Source organism: Paraburkholderia sediminicola, assembly GCF_046030555.1.
Taxonomy (GTDB): Bacteria; Pseudomonadota; Gammaproteobacteria; order Burkholderiales; family Burkholderiaceae; genus Paraburkholderia; species Paraburkholderia sediminicola_E.
On record NZ_JAQQCH010000009.1, the window covers coordinates 236703 to 252215 of the forward strand.

Below are 15513 nucleotides of genomic sequence, written 5' to 3' on the forward strand. Positions count from 1 at the left end.
CGCAAAATTCGCCGTATCCATTCTTATCCCCGCGCTGGTCTCTCGCGCCAAACGTTCTTGTCGAGCTGCTGAACTTGTGTTCGCTTCAATAGCTCATGTCTCTCAGGCTTTAACCACCACGCTCTTCGCGATAACAACACCGCCCCGGCACGCGAAGAAGCGCGCAATACAAACCACTTTGAATTCACTCATCCAGCACGAAACCAAACGACTGGACCTACTACTGAACAACCATGGGGGATTCACAGCAAGCCGCTCGCACCCGTGGAACCTGGGTACTCAGGCAAAACGCCGCCACGATGAGATCCGAACAAAAGATCGCACCGCTTGTGCGCTGAGGAGACGGACCTGATAACCCCCGACCAGGCCAGCCGTTGAATCGAACTTCACAACCACTTACTGCTTGTCTTGTCTGTGTTGTGCACCGCGCAACCTTTAAAGCAGCAAACATGCCAATCGTCAGATTTCTTTCACAATTGATCAGGGGATATGGGGCAAACCCTTGTCATATATGCGTTTTTTTCTGGCGCCGCGTTTGAGGAAGCTCGCGAAGAAGACCCGAATTCGTGTTCGGTAACGCGCCCGTTACGTAACGCCGCCCGTAACGGCCCCCCATCCATCAAGTGACGGAAGTGACGCGTTGCGCGACACGGCAAACGTATGAAGAAAGGGGAAAGAAGAGGTGCTTCTACGCGCCGGGAGATATCTCGAGATGTGAGTTGAATCGCTCGTCTGTCGACCAACCGCAACAGCGGGACGTCGCACCCACGCGGAACGTCAACGGACGTTTTAAACAATTCACGCGGCGATTTTGGGCTTGGGCACATGGCTTGCTGAATCAGGACATCGATACTGCCTTTTCGCAAGCTCGCCCAACTGCGTGCTGCATGGCTGTCGTGACCGGAAGGTCCTATCAACCCAAGCGGAGGTGATTAATATGTTGGGAACTATTCTTCTGATTGTGCTGATCCTTCTCCTCATCGGCGCCTTTCCGACGTGGCCGCATAGCCGTTCATGGGGTTATGCGCCGACGGGCGGTATTGGCATCGTGGTGATCGTCGTAATCGTGCTGGTCGTCGCGGGCGTCATATAGCCGGATTGAAGCACTCGGATCGGCAGTTCAAAACGAGTTAGCCGCCGGGTATCGATGCAGTTCGCTGCATGGGTATCCGGCGGCTTCGTTGTGTCGTTAGTTGTTAGTCGCTACCCGTTCGCGTTGTCACGCGGGAGAGCGCAATGGAAGAGTTACACGAACATCAGGTTTGCCCGCGTCGAACGAAAGCGACAGCGCGGTAAGCACGACGGTGTTTGTTGATCGCTGCATGCCGTTGTACCCCGGCTTTGTCGGACAACGGTTAGCCGTTGCCAGCCTCATCGCCGGCATAGCCGTTCAATAATTGTTCGAACAGATCGGCGTCGCCCATTTGACCGCCTTTGAGCATGATCTCCATACCGTCGAGTTCACTTCGATCGGCATGCAGGCGGCAAACCGTGACGCCTGCCGATAAAGGCGCGAGATACGACAGTCCCCACGCGTCGAGTGCACGGACGGCGAAGCTTGATGTATCGCCGCCCGCAATTCCGATGCGTTGCAATCTCACCTTGCTGAGTACCGCTTGCAGCAGCGCGGCACACGCATGGGCGAGTTGCGGCAACGCGCTGTGCGCAGTATTGTCTGCGCTCGCTGCGCGGCGCGTCGTGAAAGCGAGCACGTTGCGGCCGTCACGCAATGGCCCGGCGATTGCAGCGACGCGCGTGGCCAGATAGGCCGACGCGGCATCGCCGGTCATTTGTAGGGGGTCCAGTTCCACACGCAGATAAGAATGCGCGGCGGCGATCTGTACTTCAGTCAAAGGCGAAAGACTGCCGGCCAGCACGAACACGGGGCCGCGTGCGCGTGTCAGCGCCGCGGGCGCGGCATCGACTTGTCCCCGTTCAGCTGCATCGTTGAGTGCACAGGCGTAGGCCTGCGCCACACTGCTCGCCCCGACCGCGAGCAATGGCGCTCGTGCTGTGGCATGACGTGCAATCAGCCGACCGATCGCACGCAAATGCGAGTCGTCGAGCACGTCGAATAGCACGGCGTCAGGTTTCGATTCGAGTCGGCTTGCCAGCTCGGTTTGCAGCGCCGCGTCGCTGCCCGCATAGCAACGCCAGTCGATCGATTGCACATTTTCCAGCCCCTGGCGCTGCAGATGAACTCGCAAGTCCGCTTCGTTCATCGGCGTGACGGGGTGACGGCTCATGGTCGGGTGACGATCAATTCTGTAGATCGACTGCTGATAATCGTCCGCACCGGCCGCCGCGAACAGTTGGCCGAACACGCAATAGCGACGCAGATTCGGTTGGCCACCCACCACCGCGACCAGGGGATTCGCGCAGTACGCTCGCAACGTACGAATCGCCACGCCGATGCTGCCGGTCTGCGGTGCGCTGTCGAAAGTCGAGCACACTTTGTAGTGCATCACGCGCACGCCAAACGCGGCGAACGCGGCGCCCACGCGCGCAAGCTCCTGATGCTGTTCGTGCGGCGGCATAGTGCGCGCGGCGCCCGCGATGCCGACTGCGTCGAGCCGGCCCAGCATCGAAAGCCGTGCGGCATCCGGTGGGGCGAAGAACAGCATGGTGCGCAAGCCGGCGCGGGCGAGATGAGCGAGCGTGTCGGTCGCGCCCGTAAAGTCGTCGCCGTAGAAGCCATACGCGGGGCCATCGCCGCTGATGTCACTCACGCCGCTCGCCTCCCGTTCCGGTGACTCGCTCACGTCCGGCTGCCGAAAAATTCAAGCGCGCGCCGCAGTTCCGGCATATGTTCGGCGTAGACCTCCAAAGGCGTGTGCGCCTGTACCGCCTCCCACGCCTGCCGAACACTCGTGACGCCTGCAGCGGGACCGTCCGGATGCGCGAGAATGCCGCCGCCCGACATGAACAGCAAGTCGGAGGAACGCACGGCGTCGAACGTCGCTTGCACGGTGCCGGCCCATTGTCCTGATGAAAACGCAGGCAGCACGGTATCGTCGCAACCCGGCGCGAGCGGCGTGGCACAATCGCGCGCGGACTCGATCACTTCGGCATCGCTCTGCGCGAATTTACCGGCAAGGCCGTGCACATGCATATGGTCGACACCGGTCAAACGCCAGAGCGTCTGATACGCCTGAAACGACATGCCCAGCGCCGGATCGCGCGACATCATCCCGTAACCGTTGCGATGCGCATGCAACACGAGCGGGGTTGCGCGGCGCAGCGTCTGGATCGCGGAAAAGCCGCACCAGTTGATGCTCGCCATCACGCAGCTGCCGCCTTCCTGCTCGACGAGTTCCGCGTGACGGCGCATGGCGTCAAGGTCGTCGGTGATATTGAACGCGACCATCACCGGGCGGCCGCTGCGCTCGCGGTAGTTGCGCACTTCCTTCATCACCGCGCGCACGCGTTCGGCAAACGGGGCATGTGCGGGATTCGCGCACACTTCATCGTCCTTGATGAAATCGACGCCTGCTTCGCACAGCTCACGCACCAGTGCTGCTGTTTCTTCGGCACTCAGGCCGACGTTCGGCTTGATGATGGTGCCGATCATCGGCCTGCCCGCGACTTGCGTCAGCGCTCGTGTACCGGCCACGCCATGACGCGGCATTTCGAAACGTGCGCGATATGACGCCGGTAAGCGCAACGACAACAGTCGCATGCCGGTCACTTCGCCAAGGTCATACAGATTGCCGGCTACGGTCGCGGCAAGCGTCGGCAGATTCGCGTCGATATTGGCCAGCGGAAACGACAGCGTGACGCGCGCGCGCCGCCACGGTCCCGGCGTGCCCTGACGCGCGAGCCACGCGCTCGACAAACTCGGTTGCGCGACGGATTCGAGTTCTTCGATCCGTACCACGCTCGCGCGGCTGCGCGCGCGCAGCGCATCGGACTCGTTGGCGACCCGCACAAAGGTGCCGCTCGATTGCTCGCCTGCCATCACGTCGGCAACACGGGCAGGATCGAGCGGCGTCTCGATCAGATAGTCGGCTTCGAGGCAATCGTCGTTGACGCTCTGCCGTTGCAACGTCGCGTTCATAGCGCGCTCAGATCGGGAAACTTGCGCACTGGATCACGGCCGTCCCAATCACGCGAGGCCGCATGGATCATGTCGAACAGCTTGCCTTTCGGCCCGGCGATTTCCGACAACTCGATCACCGTGCCCGGATGGTTTTCGGTGTCGAAGTAAACGAAGCGCCCGTTGCGCCCTACTTCGCCGCTCATCGCGACTTTGAAGCCCTGCTCTTGCAAACGCGCGAGGTCTGCGTCGAATGAAGTCGTCCAATAGGCGTTGTGCTGCAAACCGGTGTGGCCCGCAGCAAGAAAGTCGCGATACATGGACGGCGCATCGTTGCGGGTCTGGATCAGTTCGACCTGCAACGAGCCCGAATTCGCCAACGCCACCGAGTTATGCACCTCGTACGATTGCCCGCGATATGTGTAATTCTCGATTGGCACGCGTTCGTTGTAAAACCACGGACCCACGCCGAGCACACGGCTCCAGTAGTCCATTGCGGCCTCGATATCGCGGACCACATATCCCGCCTGACGGATCTCGCCAAAGAAACGACTCATAAAACTCTCCCGATGCTGCCAGTTTTGAAAGACAAGCGACGCCCCGGCGCAGCGGGAACGCAGCGCCCGAATGTCGAACCTGTTTAGAGACTTAAAAGAGACCTTAGAGAAAGCCGATAGAAATCCAGGGAATCGCCGCGACCAGAATCAGACCGACGATCAAAGCACCCATATAGCCGACGATCGGACGAATGCCCGCATCGGGATTGACCTTGCTGATCGCACACGCCGAGTAGTAGCCGACGCCGAACGGCGGCGAGAACAGACCCACGCCCATCGACAGGATCACAACGATCGCGTAGTGGACTTCATTGACGCCCGCGAGTCGCGCGATCGGAAACAGGAGCGGTCCGAACAACACGATGGCGGGGATCCCTTCGAGCACGCTGCCAAGCATCACGAACACGACGATCGACACCGCGAGGAATCCATAAGTGCCGCCGGGCATCGAACCCATCAATTGCGCGAGATCCTGCGAGAAGCCGGATTGCGTCAGCGCCCACGCCATTGCCGTTGCACATCCGATAATGAACAGGATTGCGCCCGATAAAGTCGCCGCATCCACCAGCATGCGGCCGAGGCGCTTCCATTCGAACCGCCGGTAGACGAGCAGCCCAATCACCATCGAGTACGTGATGCCAATGGTCGACACTTCAGTCGCCGTCGCCACGCCCTCGACCACCGCCATTCTGATCACGAACGGCAAGGCCAGCGCAGGCAGCGACACGATGAACAGGCGCCCGATCTGCCGCTTGCTGAAACGCTGCGCGCCACTCAGGTCTTCCTTGCGGTAGCGCCACCACACGACCACGCAGAGAATCAACGCGAGCACGGCGCCCGGCAACATTCCCGCGGTAAAGAGCGCGGAGATCGACAGCCCCGTCACCGAGCCAATCGTAATCAGCACGATGCTCGGTGGAATGGTTTCGCTTTGCGCGCCGGTAGTGGCAAGCAGCGCGACCAGATCGCCTTCGGAAGCGCCGCGTTTTTTCATTTCTGGGAACAGCACCGGTGCAATCGCCGCCATGTCCGCGACTTTCGAACCGGAGATGCCCGATACGAGATACATCGCGCCGATCAACACGAACGACAAACCGCCGTGCAGGTGACCGACCAGGCTCGCAAGAAACTCGATCATTGCGCGCGCCATGCCGGTCATTTCGATCAGCAAGCCGAGAAACACGAACAGCGGCACAGCCAGCAATACCAGATGAGACATCCCCTCATCCATACGACCGACCACCACCTCAAGCGGCGTGAAGGTCGAGAGGCCGAGATAGCCGAATGTGGCCAGCGCGAAAGAAAACCCGATGGGCACGCCTGAAAAAATACCGATCGCCACGACGCCGACGAAGAAGATCACCAGATTGACCTTGCCGAGCGTCTGGAACCAGGGACCGCCGAACACCGCCACCACGCCTAATAGCGCAGCAATCACGAGCATGATCAGCACGTCGCGCACGCGGCTCACTTGCGCGAGACGGATCAAGCCGACGATCAGCATGAGCGCGGCACCGATCGGCAACGCGAGCGCGCGCCATGCATTGCTGATCTCCAGCGCGGGCGTGACGATCGCCGCCTCGCCGGACGCGTAGTCGTATGCAGGTCCGATCAACAACGCAAGTAATGCAATCGATGCGGCAATCGCCAGCGTATCGACGAATGCGCGCCGCTCTGGCGAAAGACGACTGACGAAAGCCGTCATTCGCATATGTTCGCCGCGCCGCAACGCGAGCACGGCGCCGAGCATGGCGAGCCACAGGAACAGAATTCCGGCGAGTTCGTCCGACCACACCAGTGGCTGATGCAACGCATAACGCCAGATCACGCCCGCCAGCATCACGACGATCTCCACCGCCAGCAACGCCGCCGCGCAGACTTCGACGAGCGCAATCAGGCCGCGATCGAAGATTCTCAGCCAGCGGCGCGGCAAGCTCGGCGCGTGCAACGCGACGGCCGCCTCGGCGGGATTCAATGCGTGATTCGACATGCGGATGCCTCCTCGCGGCCGCTCGCCGCGTTTCGTCTCTTGCTCACCGGCGTGCTGCACGGTCAGGGCTCACGGCTCAGCGTTCATGACTCGCAACTCGCGACTCATGACTCACTAACCACGCCTAGGCGAGCTTGCCGACCGATTGTTCGAGCAGGTCCCACGCCTGCGTACCGAACTTGCCCTTCCATTCGGCGTAGAAGCCCGCTTGACGCAGCGCTGCGCGGAACGTGTCCGGTGCCGGACGGTTAATCGCCAGACCTTTGCTTTGCAGATCCGCGACGGCAGCGTCGTTCAGCTTGCGAACGTCTTCACGTTGTTTCAACGCGCTTTGATTGAAGGCATCGCTGGCAATGCCCTGCAAGTCTTTCGGCAAGCGTTGCCACGCGCGCGGGTTCAACACAAACCAGTAGCCGTCCCACATGTGGTTGGTCAACGAACAAAACTTCTGCACTTCGTAGAGTTTCGCGACCTGCACGATCGGCAGCGGGTTTTCCTGTGCATCGACGATATGCGTTTGCAGCGACGAATAGACTTCGCTGAACTGCAAGCTGGTCGGTGCGGCACCGAGCCCTTTGAACATGTCGATGCTGAGCGGGCTCACCGGCACCCGGATCTTCAGGCCGCGCATGGTCTGCGCGCTGGTGATCGGGCCATTGCTGGTCGTCGTCTGACGAAAGCCGTTGTCCCACATCTTTTCAAATGACTCGAGTCCGGCCTTCTGCATCGCGGCACGCACGTAAGCGCCAAGCTTGCCGTCCATCGCGCTCCACACCTGGTTGTAGTCGCTGAAGGCGAAACCGACCGCATTGATCGCCACCGATGGCGCGAGCGTCGACACCACCAGCGCCGACGGCGTGAACATCTCGATGCCGCCGCTGCGCACTTGCGCGAGCATGTCGGTATCGCCGCCGAGTTGGTTGTTAGGGAATATCCGGATCTCCATGCGCCCCTTCGACGCCTCTTTGATCTGATTGGCCGCTTCTTGCGAGCGCACGTTCAGCGGATGCGTGAGCGGCAGATTGTTGCCGTATTTGAACACGAACTCCGGGCCTGACGCCGCGCGCACGATCGCCGGAAAGCCCAGCGCGCTGGCGACCGGCACGGCGGCGGCGGCACGCAGCAACGTGCGTCTCGCGAGATTGGTCATTGGGGTGTCTCCTTGCTTATAATTGATGTGACTGTCGATTCCATCAAAAAACCTCATCACCTGCTGACACCGCCTTGATTTCCGGTCACTGCGCATCAGTCGCCATGTGATAGCTGCAAGACTAGGCGTCCGCGGCAATGGCTGTCAAACCGCGAACTTGATGGTTTTTGATGGACCTCCACTCTGCGAAGGACTGTTATGTCCGAACCGCTTCTCCTCACCGCCGCGGCACGCGCACGCATTCCCGACATTGCGCGCGCCGCCGGTGTTTCGACCGCCACGGTGGATCGCGTACTCAATGGCCGCGAAGGCGTGCGCGCCGTCACCGCGCAACGTGTGCTTCAGGCGGCCGCGCAACTCGGCTATCTGTTGACGCCGGAAGCGCCGGTAGCGTCGGCTTCAAGACCCATGCGCATTGCCTTTCTTCTGCCGGCCGGCACCAATCGCTATTTGCACATGCTCGGCGACTACATCGACTTCGCGCACGAGCAGTGGAACGCGTTGGACATGAAATGCCGCGTCCACTACGTCGAGAGTTTCAACCCGAAAGAACTTGCCGATCGTCTGCTGCATTACGGACAACGCGCGGATGGCGTGGTGTTCATGGCGCTCGAGCATCCCGTTGTGCGCGATGCGGTGAATGCGCTGGCCGATCAGGGTGTACCGGCGATTACGCTGATTTCCGATTTGTCGAATGCGCGACGGCTGGCTTACGTCGGCATCGACAATCGCGCAGCGGGGCGCACGGCAGCGTTGCTATTGGGGCGCTTCATGGGGCCACGGCCGAGCGGAAAGATCGCGATGCTGGCAGGCAGCCTCAACTATCGTGGGCATGAGGAACGCGAGATCGGCTTTCTGCATCTGATCGAATCGACGTTTCCTTCGGTCAAGGTCATTGGTCTTCGCGAAGGACACGACGACAGCGAGCGCAACTATGCGCAGACGCGCAAGCTATTGGAACAGCATCCCGATCTCGCGGGGATTTACAACAGCGGGGGTGGGTCGGACGGCGTCGCTCGTGCCATTGTGGAAGCACGCTCGGATCAGAAGATCTTATTTGTCGGGCACGGGTTGACGCCTGACACGCGGGCTCTGCTGATCGACGGGACGATGGATGCATTGATCACACAAACGCCGCAGGCCATGGTGGGGAATTGCTTGCGGATTTTCCGCAACGTGCGTGAGAAGCGCGATGCAATGAGTGACGTTAAGCCGGTGCAGTTCAGTATTGTGCTGAGGGAGAATCTGCCATGACTAGCGGGGGTTTTGGCCTCTCTCCCAAGTCTGCGGCGGTACGCGAATACCGTTAGGCACGCCGGATGCTGAGACACCATCGCATTCAAACTTCAATGCGAAAGGAGATCATCATGCCTTACCTTCTCGGCTGGCTTCTTGGCGTCCCGTTAATCGTGCTGGTTATCCTGTACCTCATTTTCCACTAACCGTTTGCAACATAAGCAGTTCACCTGAAGGTCATTCGGCGCGGCCCTGTCTACCCCAGCGGCCGCGCGTCCCGAGATGCCCGCACCCTGGGCGCGCCCTCGATTCGTCAATGCAAAGCGACGCGTCGGGGCGCATGTCTTTTCACTTGCGCTGTACAAAACGGCGCGTAAAACTAGGCCCCCTAGCCCGCGCAAAATGCCATATCTGCACGCGTACGCACAGACTGCGTGCGAGCAAGGAGGGACCCATGGCAAACAACGAATACACACTGTCACACCAGGACGTGGTGAAGGCAGTGATCATTCATCAGAACATTCACGAGGGCTTCTGGACGCTGAACATCAACTTCAACGTCGCGGCCACGCATGGTCCGCAAGTGCCCGATCCCTGTCTCGCCGTGACGATCAAGGGCATCGGCATCATGCGGGCTTCGTCTACCGATCCGCTCGCCACCGACGCTGCGCTTGTCAATCCACCGGTGCCTGAACCTGTTGAAGGTGCGGTACATATCGCGGCGGCCATCAACGGCACGCATGAAGGCGGTATGCAATTCTGTCGTGACGTCTATCGCAATGTCGCGGTACAAAGCGCGGTCAGAACGCCGAACAAACACAGCTGAAAGAGAAAAATGCGTCCATGCCCGGCGAGCGCGTCTTCAGGCGCTGGTAACGCCGGAATTCGCCCGCGTGCCGCCTTCCTGTGAAGAAGACGGCGAGACACCGGATGGCAGCTTGTGGCCGCGCGGAACCGCAGGCCCGAGGCCGGCGGCCCGGACGGTTGTCCCGGGCATGAATGCACCCTGAAAATATACCCAGGCGCAGGCTGGATAGGCTTCCTAAAGCAAAGCGTCCATTCGCCGATTACAGGACAATATTCCGATAGAATGGCATTTATCCGAACAAGCTTCCGAGAATGTCATGACTACCCGAAATCGCCCACTCGACAACCAGGATCGGAAGATCATGCGCGAGTTGCAGCAGAACGCGCGCCTGAGCAATGCGGAACTCGCCGAGCTGGTCGGCATGTCGACCACGGCGTGCTGGAATCGCACGCGTCAGTTGGAGACCGAGGGATATATCCGCGGCTACGTTGCATTGCTCGATCAGCAGAAGCTCGGCTTCGCCGACGTCGTGCTGCTCGAGGTCACGCTCGACCGTCACGACGACGACGCCCTCGCCCGTTTCGGCGCCGAGCTGGCCACGCTGACTGAAGTGCTGGAGGCGTACCTGGTGTCGGGCGACTACGACTATCTGGTGAAGGTGGCAGTGGACGGTACGGCGGGCTACGAGCGGTTTCTGCGCGAGAAGCTCTACAAGATTGCCGGCATCCGTCACAGCCGCTCGATGTTTGCGCTGCGGTGTATGAAAAGCATTCCGTCGGTGCAGATTTAGTTAGGGCTCAGACTCCGCGCAAAGGCTTCTGGCAAGCTGCCAGCACCGCGCCGGCCGCCAGCAGCAACGCCGAATACACCAGCCCGCGTGCGAGACCGGCACCATCCGAGACCCAGCCGATCACCATTGGCCCGACGATCTGCCCGAATGCAAACACGATCGTGAAGGCGCTGATGCCCTTGGCCCAATGACTCACCGGCAGATTGTGGCGCACGAAGGCCGTGGTCGACGCGACAGCCGAGAGAAACGTCGCGCCGAACAGCACGCCGGAGACAAACGCCACCCATGGTTGCGTGAACAACGCGGGCAACAGCGTCGCCACCGCGAGCAGCGCGTTGAGTATCGCGAGCGCGTGGCCGCCGCGCATGCGGTCGAGCAATCCGGACCACAAACGCGCCGACACAACCGTCGCCACGCCGAGCAACAGGTAGAAACCCGTCACCACCACCGCGCTCATGCCCGCATTGCGCAACAGCGCGACGATGAACGTCATGTAGCCGATATAGCCGACACCAAACAATCCATAGCCTGCCAGCGCGGGGCTGAAACGCGGCCAGCGCGGCGCGTCGGCGGTATCGGAAGCTTGCGCGGTCGAAGACCCGCTCGCGTGCCCGCTTTCGATTTTTCGCGCGGCGCCGATGGCGATCGCGGCGAACACGGCGCACGCAATCGCCAGCGCGAACCACGCAAATTGCCAGCCATGCGCGACATTGAGAATCGTCAGTGGCACCAGCACCGACGAAGCGACGATGCCCCATCCGGTCCCGCCGTAATACAAGCCGAGAACAAGTCCCGCATCGTGCGGTCTCGCCGATGCAAGCCGCGCCGCCAGCACGCCGCCGCTGATGAAAATCGCCGCGCTGCTCATCCCGGTGATCACGCGCAACACGAGTAGCGAATGCGTGTCCGCAAGCAGACCGCTGATAGCCATTAGAAGCGCCGTCGCCACGCAGCCGGCGCCGAACAACGCACCAGTTGACCAGCGGCGCGCGAGCCGCGGAAAAGCGAGCGCGCCCAGCAGATAGCCAAGCGCATTGGCGGTATTCATCGCGCCGGCTTGAGCGAAGCTCCAGCCGAGATCGAGTTTCATCGATGGCAACAGCAACGCGTACGCGAAGCGCGCAAGACCTAGCGCGATCGCGCTGCCTAACGACAGGCCGACGGCCAGCATCAAGGTGGGCAGGCGCTGCGCCGCTTCGATGGAGGTGGAATGGGGGGTCGATACTGCGTCGAGAGATTTTGTCGGCATTGGCTAGCGTGGGTAGACAAGGATGCGGCAGGCTGGCTGCGGCATTTCGCCATCATATCTGGGGGCGCCCGGCGTCGCTGACCGTTAGTTGCGGACCAGACGTTTGACGCGGGGCTGCGAGGCCACCTGGCCGCCCGCAGCTCCCACCAATCCACGATGCGATCCCTTGTCCAATTCATTTTGTAAATGCGAATGATTTGCATTTACCAGCAAATTGGCTCATCATAAAGCCCATACCATCCGCCAAACACCGAAATCATGATCACGCTAGACATCAGCCGCCTTGAAACCGAAAGCGAACACATAGCAGCCGCGGCGCCGGACGCCGCCCCGAGGTCCAGGGCGCCGGCCGCGTTTGACGTGCTGCTGTCGCGCCAGTCCCAATGGCCGCTCACCGAACCGGGTCCGGCGGATGCCGAGCTCGACCTGATCTTCGACGCCGCCTTACGCGCGCCCGATCACGGCAATCTGCGGCCGTGGCGCTTCGTCACGATTCGCGGCGACGCACGCGGCCACCTCGGCGACGTGCTGGTGGACATCGCTTGCGCCCGCTCGCCCGGCGAGCCGCGCTCCGCGCATGCGCATCGGCGGCAGAAGGCTTACGCGGCGCCACTCGTGATCGCGCTCGGTGCGGCGCTCTCGGCCCATCCGAAGGTGCCGGAGATCGAACAATTGCTGTCAGTCGGCGCGGCCACGATGAACATGCTGAACGCGATCCACGCGCTCGGCTACGGCGGTTTCTGGTCCACGGGACCGGACAGCTATGAAGCGCAACTGCACGACGCATTGGGCTTCGCACCGAACGAGCGGCTGCTCGGCTTTCTCTTTGTCGGCATGCCTAAAAACCCCGGGCAGGAAACGGCGCGGCCGCCACGCAGCGAACATGTGCGCGAATGGCTGCCGCCGCAGCCGGCCAAAACCTGAGCAAGCCCGTGACGCGAGCATCGCGTCACCGCCTATCCGTCGCACGCGACATGCGCTGGCCTGCGACGCGGCCCTCATCCGATCAGGCCGGCGCGACTCATTGGACTGTGTCCATTCAGGAGCATCGATGAACTTCCGCTCTCAATACAGCAGCCGTCCCGAACTGGTCGACGATCACGTCACGGATAGCAACGACGCGCCCGAGCGTACGGTCTTGAGCGCAGTGCGCACCTGGCTGCGGCCCGCTTGCGAAACGGCGCGCGGCGGCGTGCATTGGCGCGACATCCTGAGCGGCGTGGGCCTGCGGCAGGACGGCATCGAACATTTCGATCTGCTGATGCGTTCGCTGATGCACGTGTCCTATCGTCCGCTCGACATGCGATGCCGCTGCGCCAGCGATCTCGGCAAAGACGAAGCCGTGATCCTGCAAACCATTGCGCTGCTGCAGAGAACGCACAGCGGTGCTGCGTTGCGAATGCTGAACGAATGGCTGCCGGCGCCGGCCGTCAGTGGCGTGTTGAAGTTGATTCGCTGGTTCGCCATTGATCTACTCGACGCCGGTGTCGAACTCGACGTGCAAGCGCGGCGCGTCACGTATATGCACTGAGGACCGAGCGTATGCCCTTGGAACTCGCTTATCTCGCGCCGTCGCGTGTGCGTGGCAGCATCGACCCGCAGGCGCAGTCACAGGCGCACTCACAGGCCGCCCATAACGCAAATGCCTTGCAAGCCGATCAGGCTGCTCGAACTGTGCCAGCTCTCGTCAGTGCGGCCGCGCCAGAATTTGTCTCGCGTCCACTGACGCGCCACTATCCGCGCAGCATCGCCGCGCCACGCGCGGGTGAATTGCATCTGTGGCGGTTCCGTTGCGAATGGCTACCCGTGCCGGTGCAGGAAGGCGAGGCATGGCTGTCGAAGGTCGAGCGCGAACGCGCACGGCTTCATCCGAACTCGGCGTTACGCAAACGCTTTGTCAGCGCACGCGTGGTGACGCGCTGGATCGTCGCGAATCTGTTCGACTGCGAGCCGCGTGTGGTCGACTTGCAGGACGACGGCAACGAAAAACTGCACGCGCGTCATCCGCACGACGGTCGCGGTATCACGATCGATATCGCGTACGGCGGTATCTGGATCGTCATTGGCATTGCGCCGGCAACGCTCGGTCTGAGCGTGGTGGTACCCCCGCCGGTCGCCGCTCCCGACGACACTCCGGAAGGTTCACGCCAACGCGCGCGTTACGGCAGTTTGTGCAATGCGTTGCGCTATGCGCCCGTCGATATTGATCTGGATCTGCTGTCGGGCGATGCCGCAGCCTGCATGTTCGATCTCACGGAGCATGGCTGTTGGCATGTGCTCGATCTGCCGATGTCGGGCAAGATTCGTGCGGCGGTTGCACTCTCGCAGCCGGTCACGCACGTGTATGCGTTTGGGTGGCCGAAGACTTGCGTGTTTGGTGAATCGAGCACGTAGCGTCGTGTGCTGCAGCTTCGCATGGAGCGTATGGTGTGTGTGGTGTGTGTGGTGCGTGTGGTGCGTGTGGTGCGTGTGGTGCGTGTGGTGCGTGTGGATGATTGGGTGAAAGGAAGACGCGTGTTCTATCGAGCGAACGTTTTCGTCGACCACGCCACGCATGCGGAATAGCCTTCCGGCGCCGCGATCCAGCGCGCAGCAATCTCATTCATGTCTTCTGGAATCTGATTACGCAGCATCACTTCGACGCTGTCACGTGGCAACACCGTCAGATGCTGCAAGCCGCGCGTGATGCCCACACCTGTCGTCTTGACGAGCGCTTCTTTGGCGACCCATGCGTCGTAAAACGCGGCGAGCTGCTGCTCTACGTCCAGGCGCTCAATCCACGCCGCTTCGCTTGGATCGAGCGTCAATGCCGCGATAGAACGCCAATCGAACTTGTCGCTGTGATGTTCGATATCGACGCCGACACGCCGTTCAGGCGACATGGCGATGAGCCCATATGCGCCCGCGTGCGATACGTTGAAGTCGAGCGCGTTGGAATCGGCGAGATGAGGACGACGGTTTGCATCGCTCGTGAAGCGGACGGCGTGTGCCGCAATGCCGAGATACCGCGCGAGTTGTTCGCGCAGCGCGACGCGTACAGATGCGAAACGAAGCGCGTCTTCGTGGCGGCGAAAGTTGCCGGCTCTCGTGCGTTCTTCATCGCTGAGTGGCACGAAGGCAGCATTGTCCAGCGACGCGTCAAAAACGAAATCGACCCGCCACAGGAAAATATCGGACGGGCCTGCATGCGGTAATGGAACAGGTTCGATCGAATACATCGTGAAGGTTCGGACGTTAGACGCGCAGTGGCAAAGGGATATGCGCGACTCTACCCGATATGACGTCCGAGCCGGTCCGATCGTTAGATACGTGTCGCTTCCATCGACACGCCGAACAGCAACGCAGCACGTAGACCTGCGTGGGCTTCGACACCCGCATCATGCCGACATGCAATGCTCCGCAGCAGCATGATCTGCGTGTAGTGACGCGTATTCAGGCGGCCAGCGGATGCGCCTGTGCACCCTGCTCCGAAACATCGGTCACGCCTTCACGCGAGTGCTGCATCGCTTCGAGCAGCGTCGCGTGATCGCCGATATGGTTGGCCAGCAACAGGATCAGTTGCGCATTGGCCGACTGACTCTGCGCATCGTCCAGATCGCGATGCATGTCGATCAACGCCTCGTAGAAATCGTCGGGGCGGGCGAGGTTGGGTTGCGTGTTCAATGCCATGACTGTCTCCTGCTTTTTCTTTTACCGA

The 15513-nt window shown here is 61.2% G+C and carries 15 protein-coding genes; 7 read left to right on the plus strand and 8 right to left on the minus strand.

Going from position 1 to position 15513, the window contains the following annotated elements; genetic code table 11:
• The first annotated feature begins 937 nt into the window (after nt 1-937).
• On the plus strand, nt 938-1093 hold the full coding sequence (locus tag PQQ52_RS15635; protein WP_201073954.1) for a DUF3309 family protein: 156 nt from the start codon (nt 938-940) through the stop codon (nt 1091-1093).
• A 262-nt stretch (nt 1094-1355) separates the two neighbouring features.
• On the opposite strand, the gene PQQ52_RS15640 is transcribed toward PQQ52_RS15635, so the two are convergent.
• From PQQ52_RS15640 to PQQ52_RS15660, 5 genes are all read right to left on the minus strand, one after another.
• Nucleotides 1356-2729, minus strand: coding sequence for a four-carbon acid sugar kinase family protein (locus PQQ52_RS15640; RefSeq protein WP_408212726.1), 1374 nt, complete (start codon nt 2727-2729; stop codon nt 1356-1358).
• Between the two features lie 29 nt (nt 2730-2758).
• Complete coding sequence (locus tag PQQ52_RS15645) at nt 2759-4057, minus strand: ribulose-bisphosphate carboxylase large subunit family protein (RefSeq protein WP_408212729.1); 1299 nt, start codon at nt 4055-4057, stop codon at nt 2759-2761.
• On the minus strand, nt 4054-4593 hold the full coding sequence (locus PQQ52_RS15650; RefSeq protein ID WP_408212731.1) for a VOC family protein: 540 nt from the start codon (nt 4591-4593) through the stop codon (nt 4054-4056). The genes PQQ52_RS15645 and PQQ52_RS15650 overlap by 4 nt, the downstream gene beginning before the upstream one ends.
• Nucleotides 4594-4696: 103 nt before the next feature.
• Nucleotides 4697-6583: a TRAP transporter large permease gene (locus tag PQQ52_RS15655; protein ID WP_408212733.1), complete on the minus strand. Its 1887-nt coding sequence runs from the start codon at nt 6581-6583 to the stop codon at nt 4697-4699.
• A 124-nt stretch (nt 6584-6707) separates the two neighbouring features.
• Nucleotides 6708-7733: a TRAP transporter substrate-binding protein gene (locus PQQ52_RS15660; protein WP_408212736.1), complete on the minus strand. Its 1026-nt coding sequence runs from the start codon at nt 7731-7733 to the stop codon at nt 6708-6710.
• Nucleotides 7734-7931: 198 nt separating this feature from the next.
• Here PQQ52_RS15660 and PQQ52_RS15665 point away from each other — a divergent pair, with 198 nt between their 5' ends.
• The 3 genes from PQQ52_RS15665 to PQQ52_RS15675 all read left to right on the plus strand — a co-directional run bounded on the left by PQQ52_RS15665 (nt 7932) and on the right by PQQ52_RS15675 (nt 10567).
• Nucleotides 7932-8987, plus strand: coding sequence for a LacI family DNA-binding transcriptional regulator (locus PQQ52_RS15665; RefSeq protein ID WP_408212739.1), 1056 nt, complete (start codon nt 7932-7934; stop codon nt 8985-8987).
• Between the two features lie 436 nt (nt 8988-9423).
• The gene (locus PQQ52_RS15670) at nt 9424-9795 is read left to right on the plus strand and encodes a hypothetical protein (RefSeq protein WP_408212741.1); all 372 of its coding nucleotides are present in this window, start codon (nt 9424-9426) and stop codon (nt 9793-9795) included.
• 298 nt (nt 9796-10093) lie between these two features.
• Nucleotides 10094-10567 (plus strand): Lrp/AsnC family transcriptional regulator, encoded by a 474-nt coding sequence (locus PQQ52_RS15675; RefSeq protein ID WP_408212743.1) that lies wholly within the window; start codon nt 10094-10096, stop codon nt 10565-10567.
• A 7-nt stretch (nt 10568-10574) separates the two neighbouring features.
• Here the strand turns inward: PQQ52_RS15675 and PQQ52_RS15680 are convergent, their stop codons facing one another.
• A complete protein-coding gene (locus PQQ52_RS15680; RefSeq protein ID WP_408212746.1) occupies nt 10575-11816 on the minus strand; it encodes a YbfB/YjiJ family MFS transporter in 1242 nt (413 codons plus the stop codon).
• Nucleotides 11817-12074: 258 nt separating this feature from the next.
• On the opposite strand from PQQ52_RS15680, the gene PQQ52_RS15685 reads away from it, so the two are divergent.
• From PQQ52_RS15685 to PQQ52_RS15695, 3 genes are all read left to right on the plus strand, one after another.
• Entirely contained in the window at nt 12075-12740 is a 666-nt protein-coding gene (locus tag PQQ52_RS15685) for a nitroreductase family protein (protein WP_408212748.1), read from the plus strand.
• A gap of 127 nt (nt 12741-12867) precedes the next feature.
• Nucleotides 12868-13347 carry a hypothetical protein gene (locus PQQ52_RS15690; RefSeq protein WP_408212751.1) on the plus strand — a complete coding sequence of 160 codons (480 nt, stop codon included), beginning with the start codon at nt 12868-12870 and terminating at the stop codon, nt 13345-13347.
• An 11-nt stretch (nt 13348-13358) separates the two neighbouring features.
• Nucleotides 13359-14210 (plus strand): 4'-phosphopantetheinyl transferase family protein, encoded by an 852-nt coding sequence (locus PQQ52_RS15695; protein WP_408212754.1) that lies wholly within the window; start codon nt 13359-13361, stop codon nt 14208-14210.
• Between the two features lie 125 nt (nt 14211-14335).
• Here the strand turns inward: PQQ52_RS15695 and PQQ52_RS15700 are convergent, their stop codons facing one another.
• Complete coding sequence (locus tag PQQ52_RS15700) at nt 14336-15034, minus strand: 4'-phosphopantetheinyl transferase family protein (RefSeq protein WP_408212757.1); 699 nt, start codon at nt 15032-15034, stop codon at nt 14336-14338.
• A 214-nt stretch (nt 15035-15248) separates the two neighbouring features.
• The gene (locus PQQ52_RS15705; RefSeq protein ID WP_408212760.1) at nt 15249-15485 is read right to left on the minus strand and encodes a DUF2783 domain-containing protein; all 237 of its coding nucleotides are present in this window, start codon (nt 15483-15485) and stop codon (nt 15249-15251) included.
• Nucleotides 15486-15513: the final 28 nt, after the last annotated feature.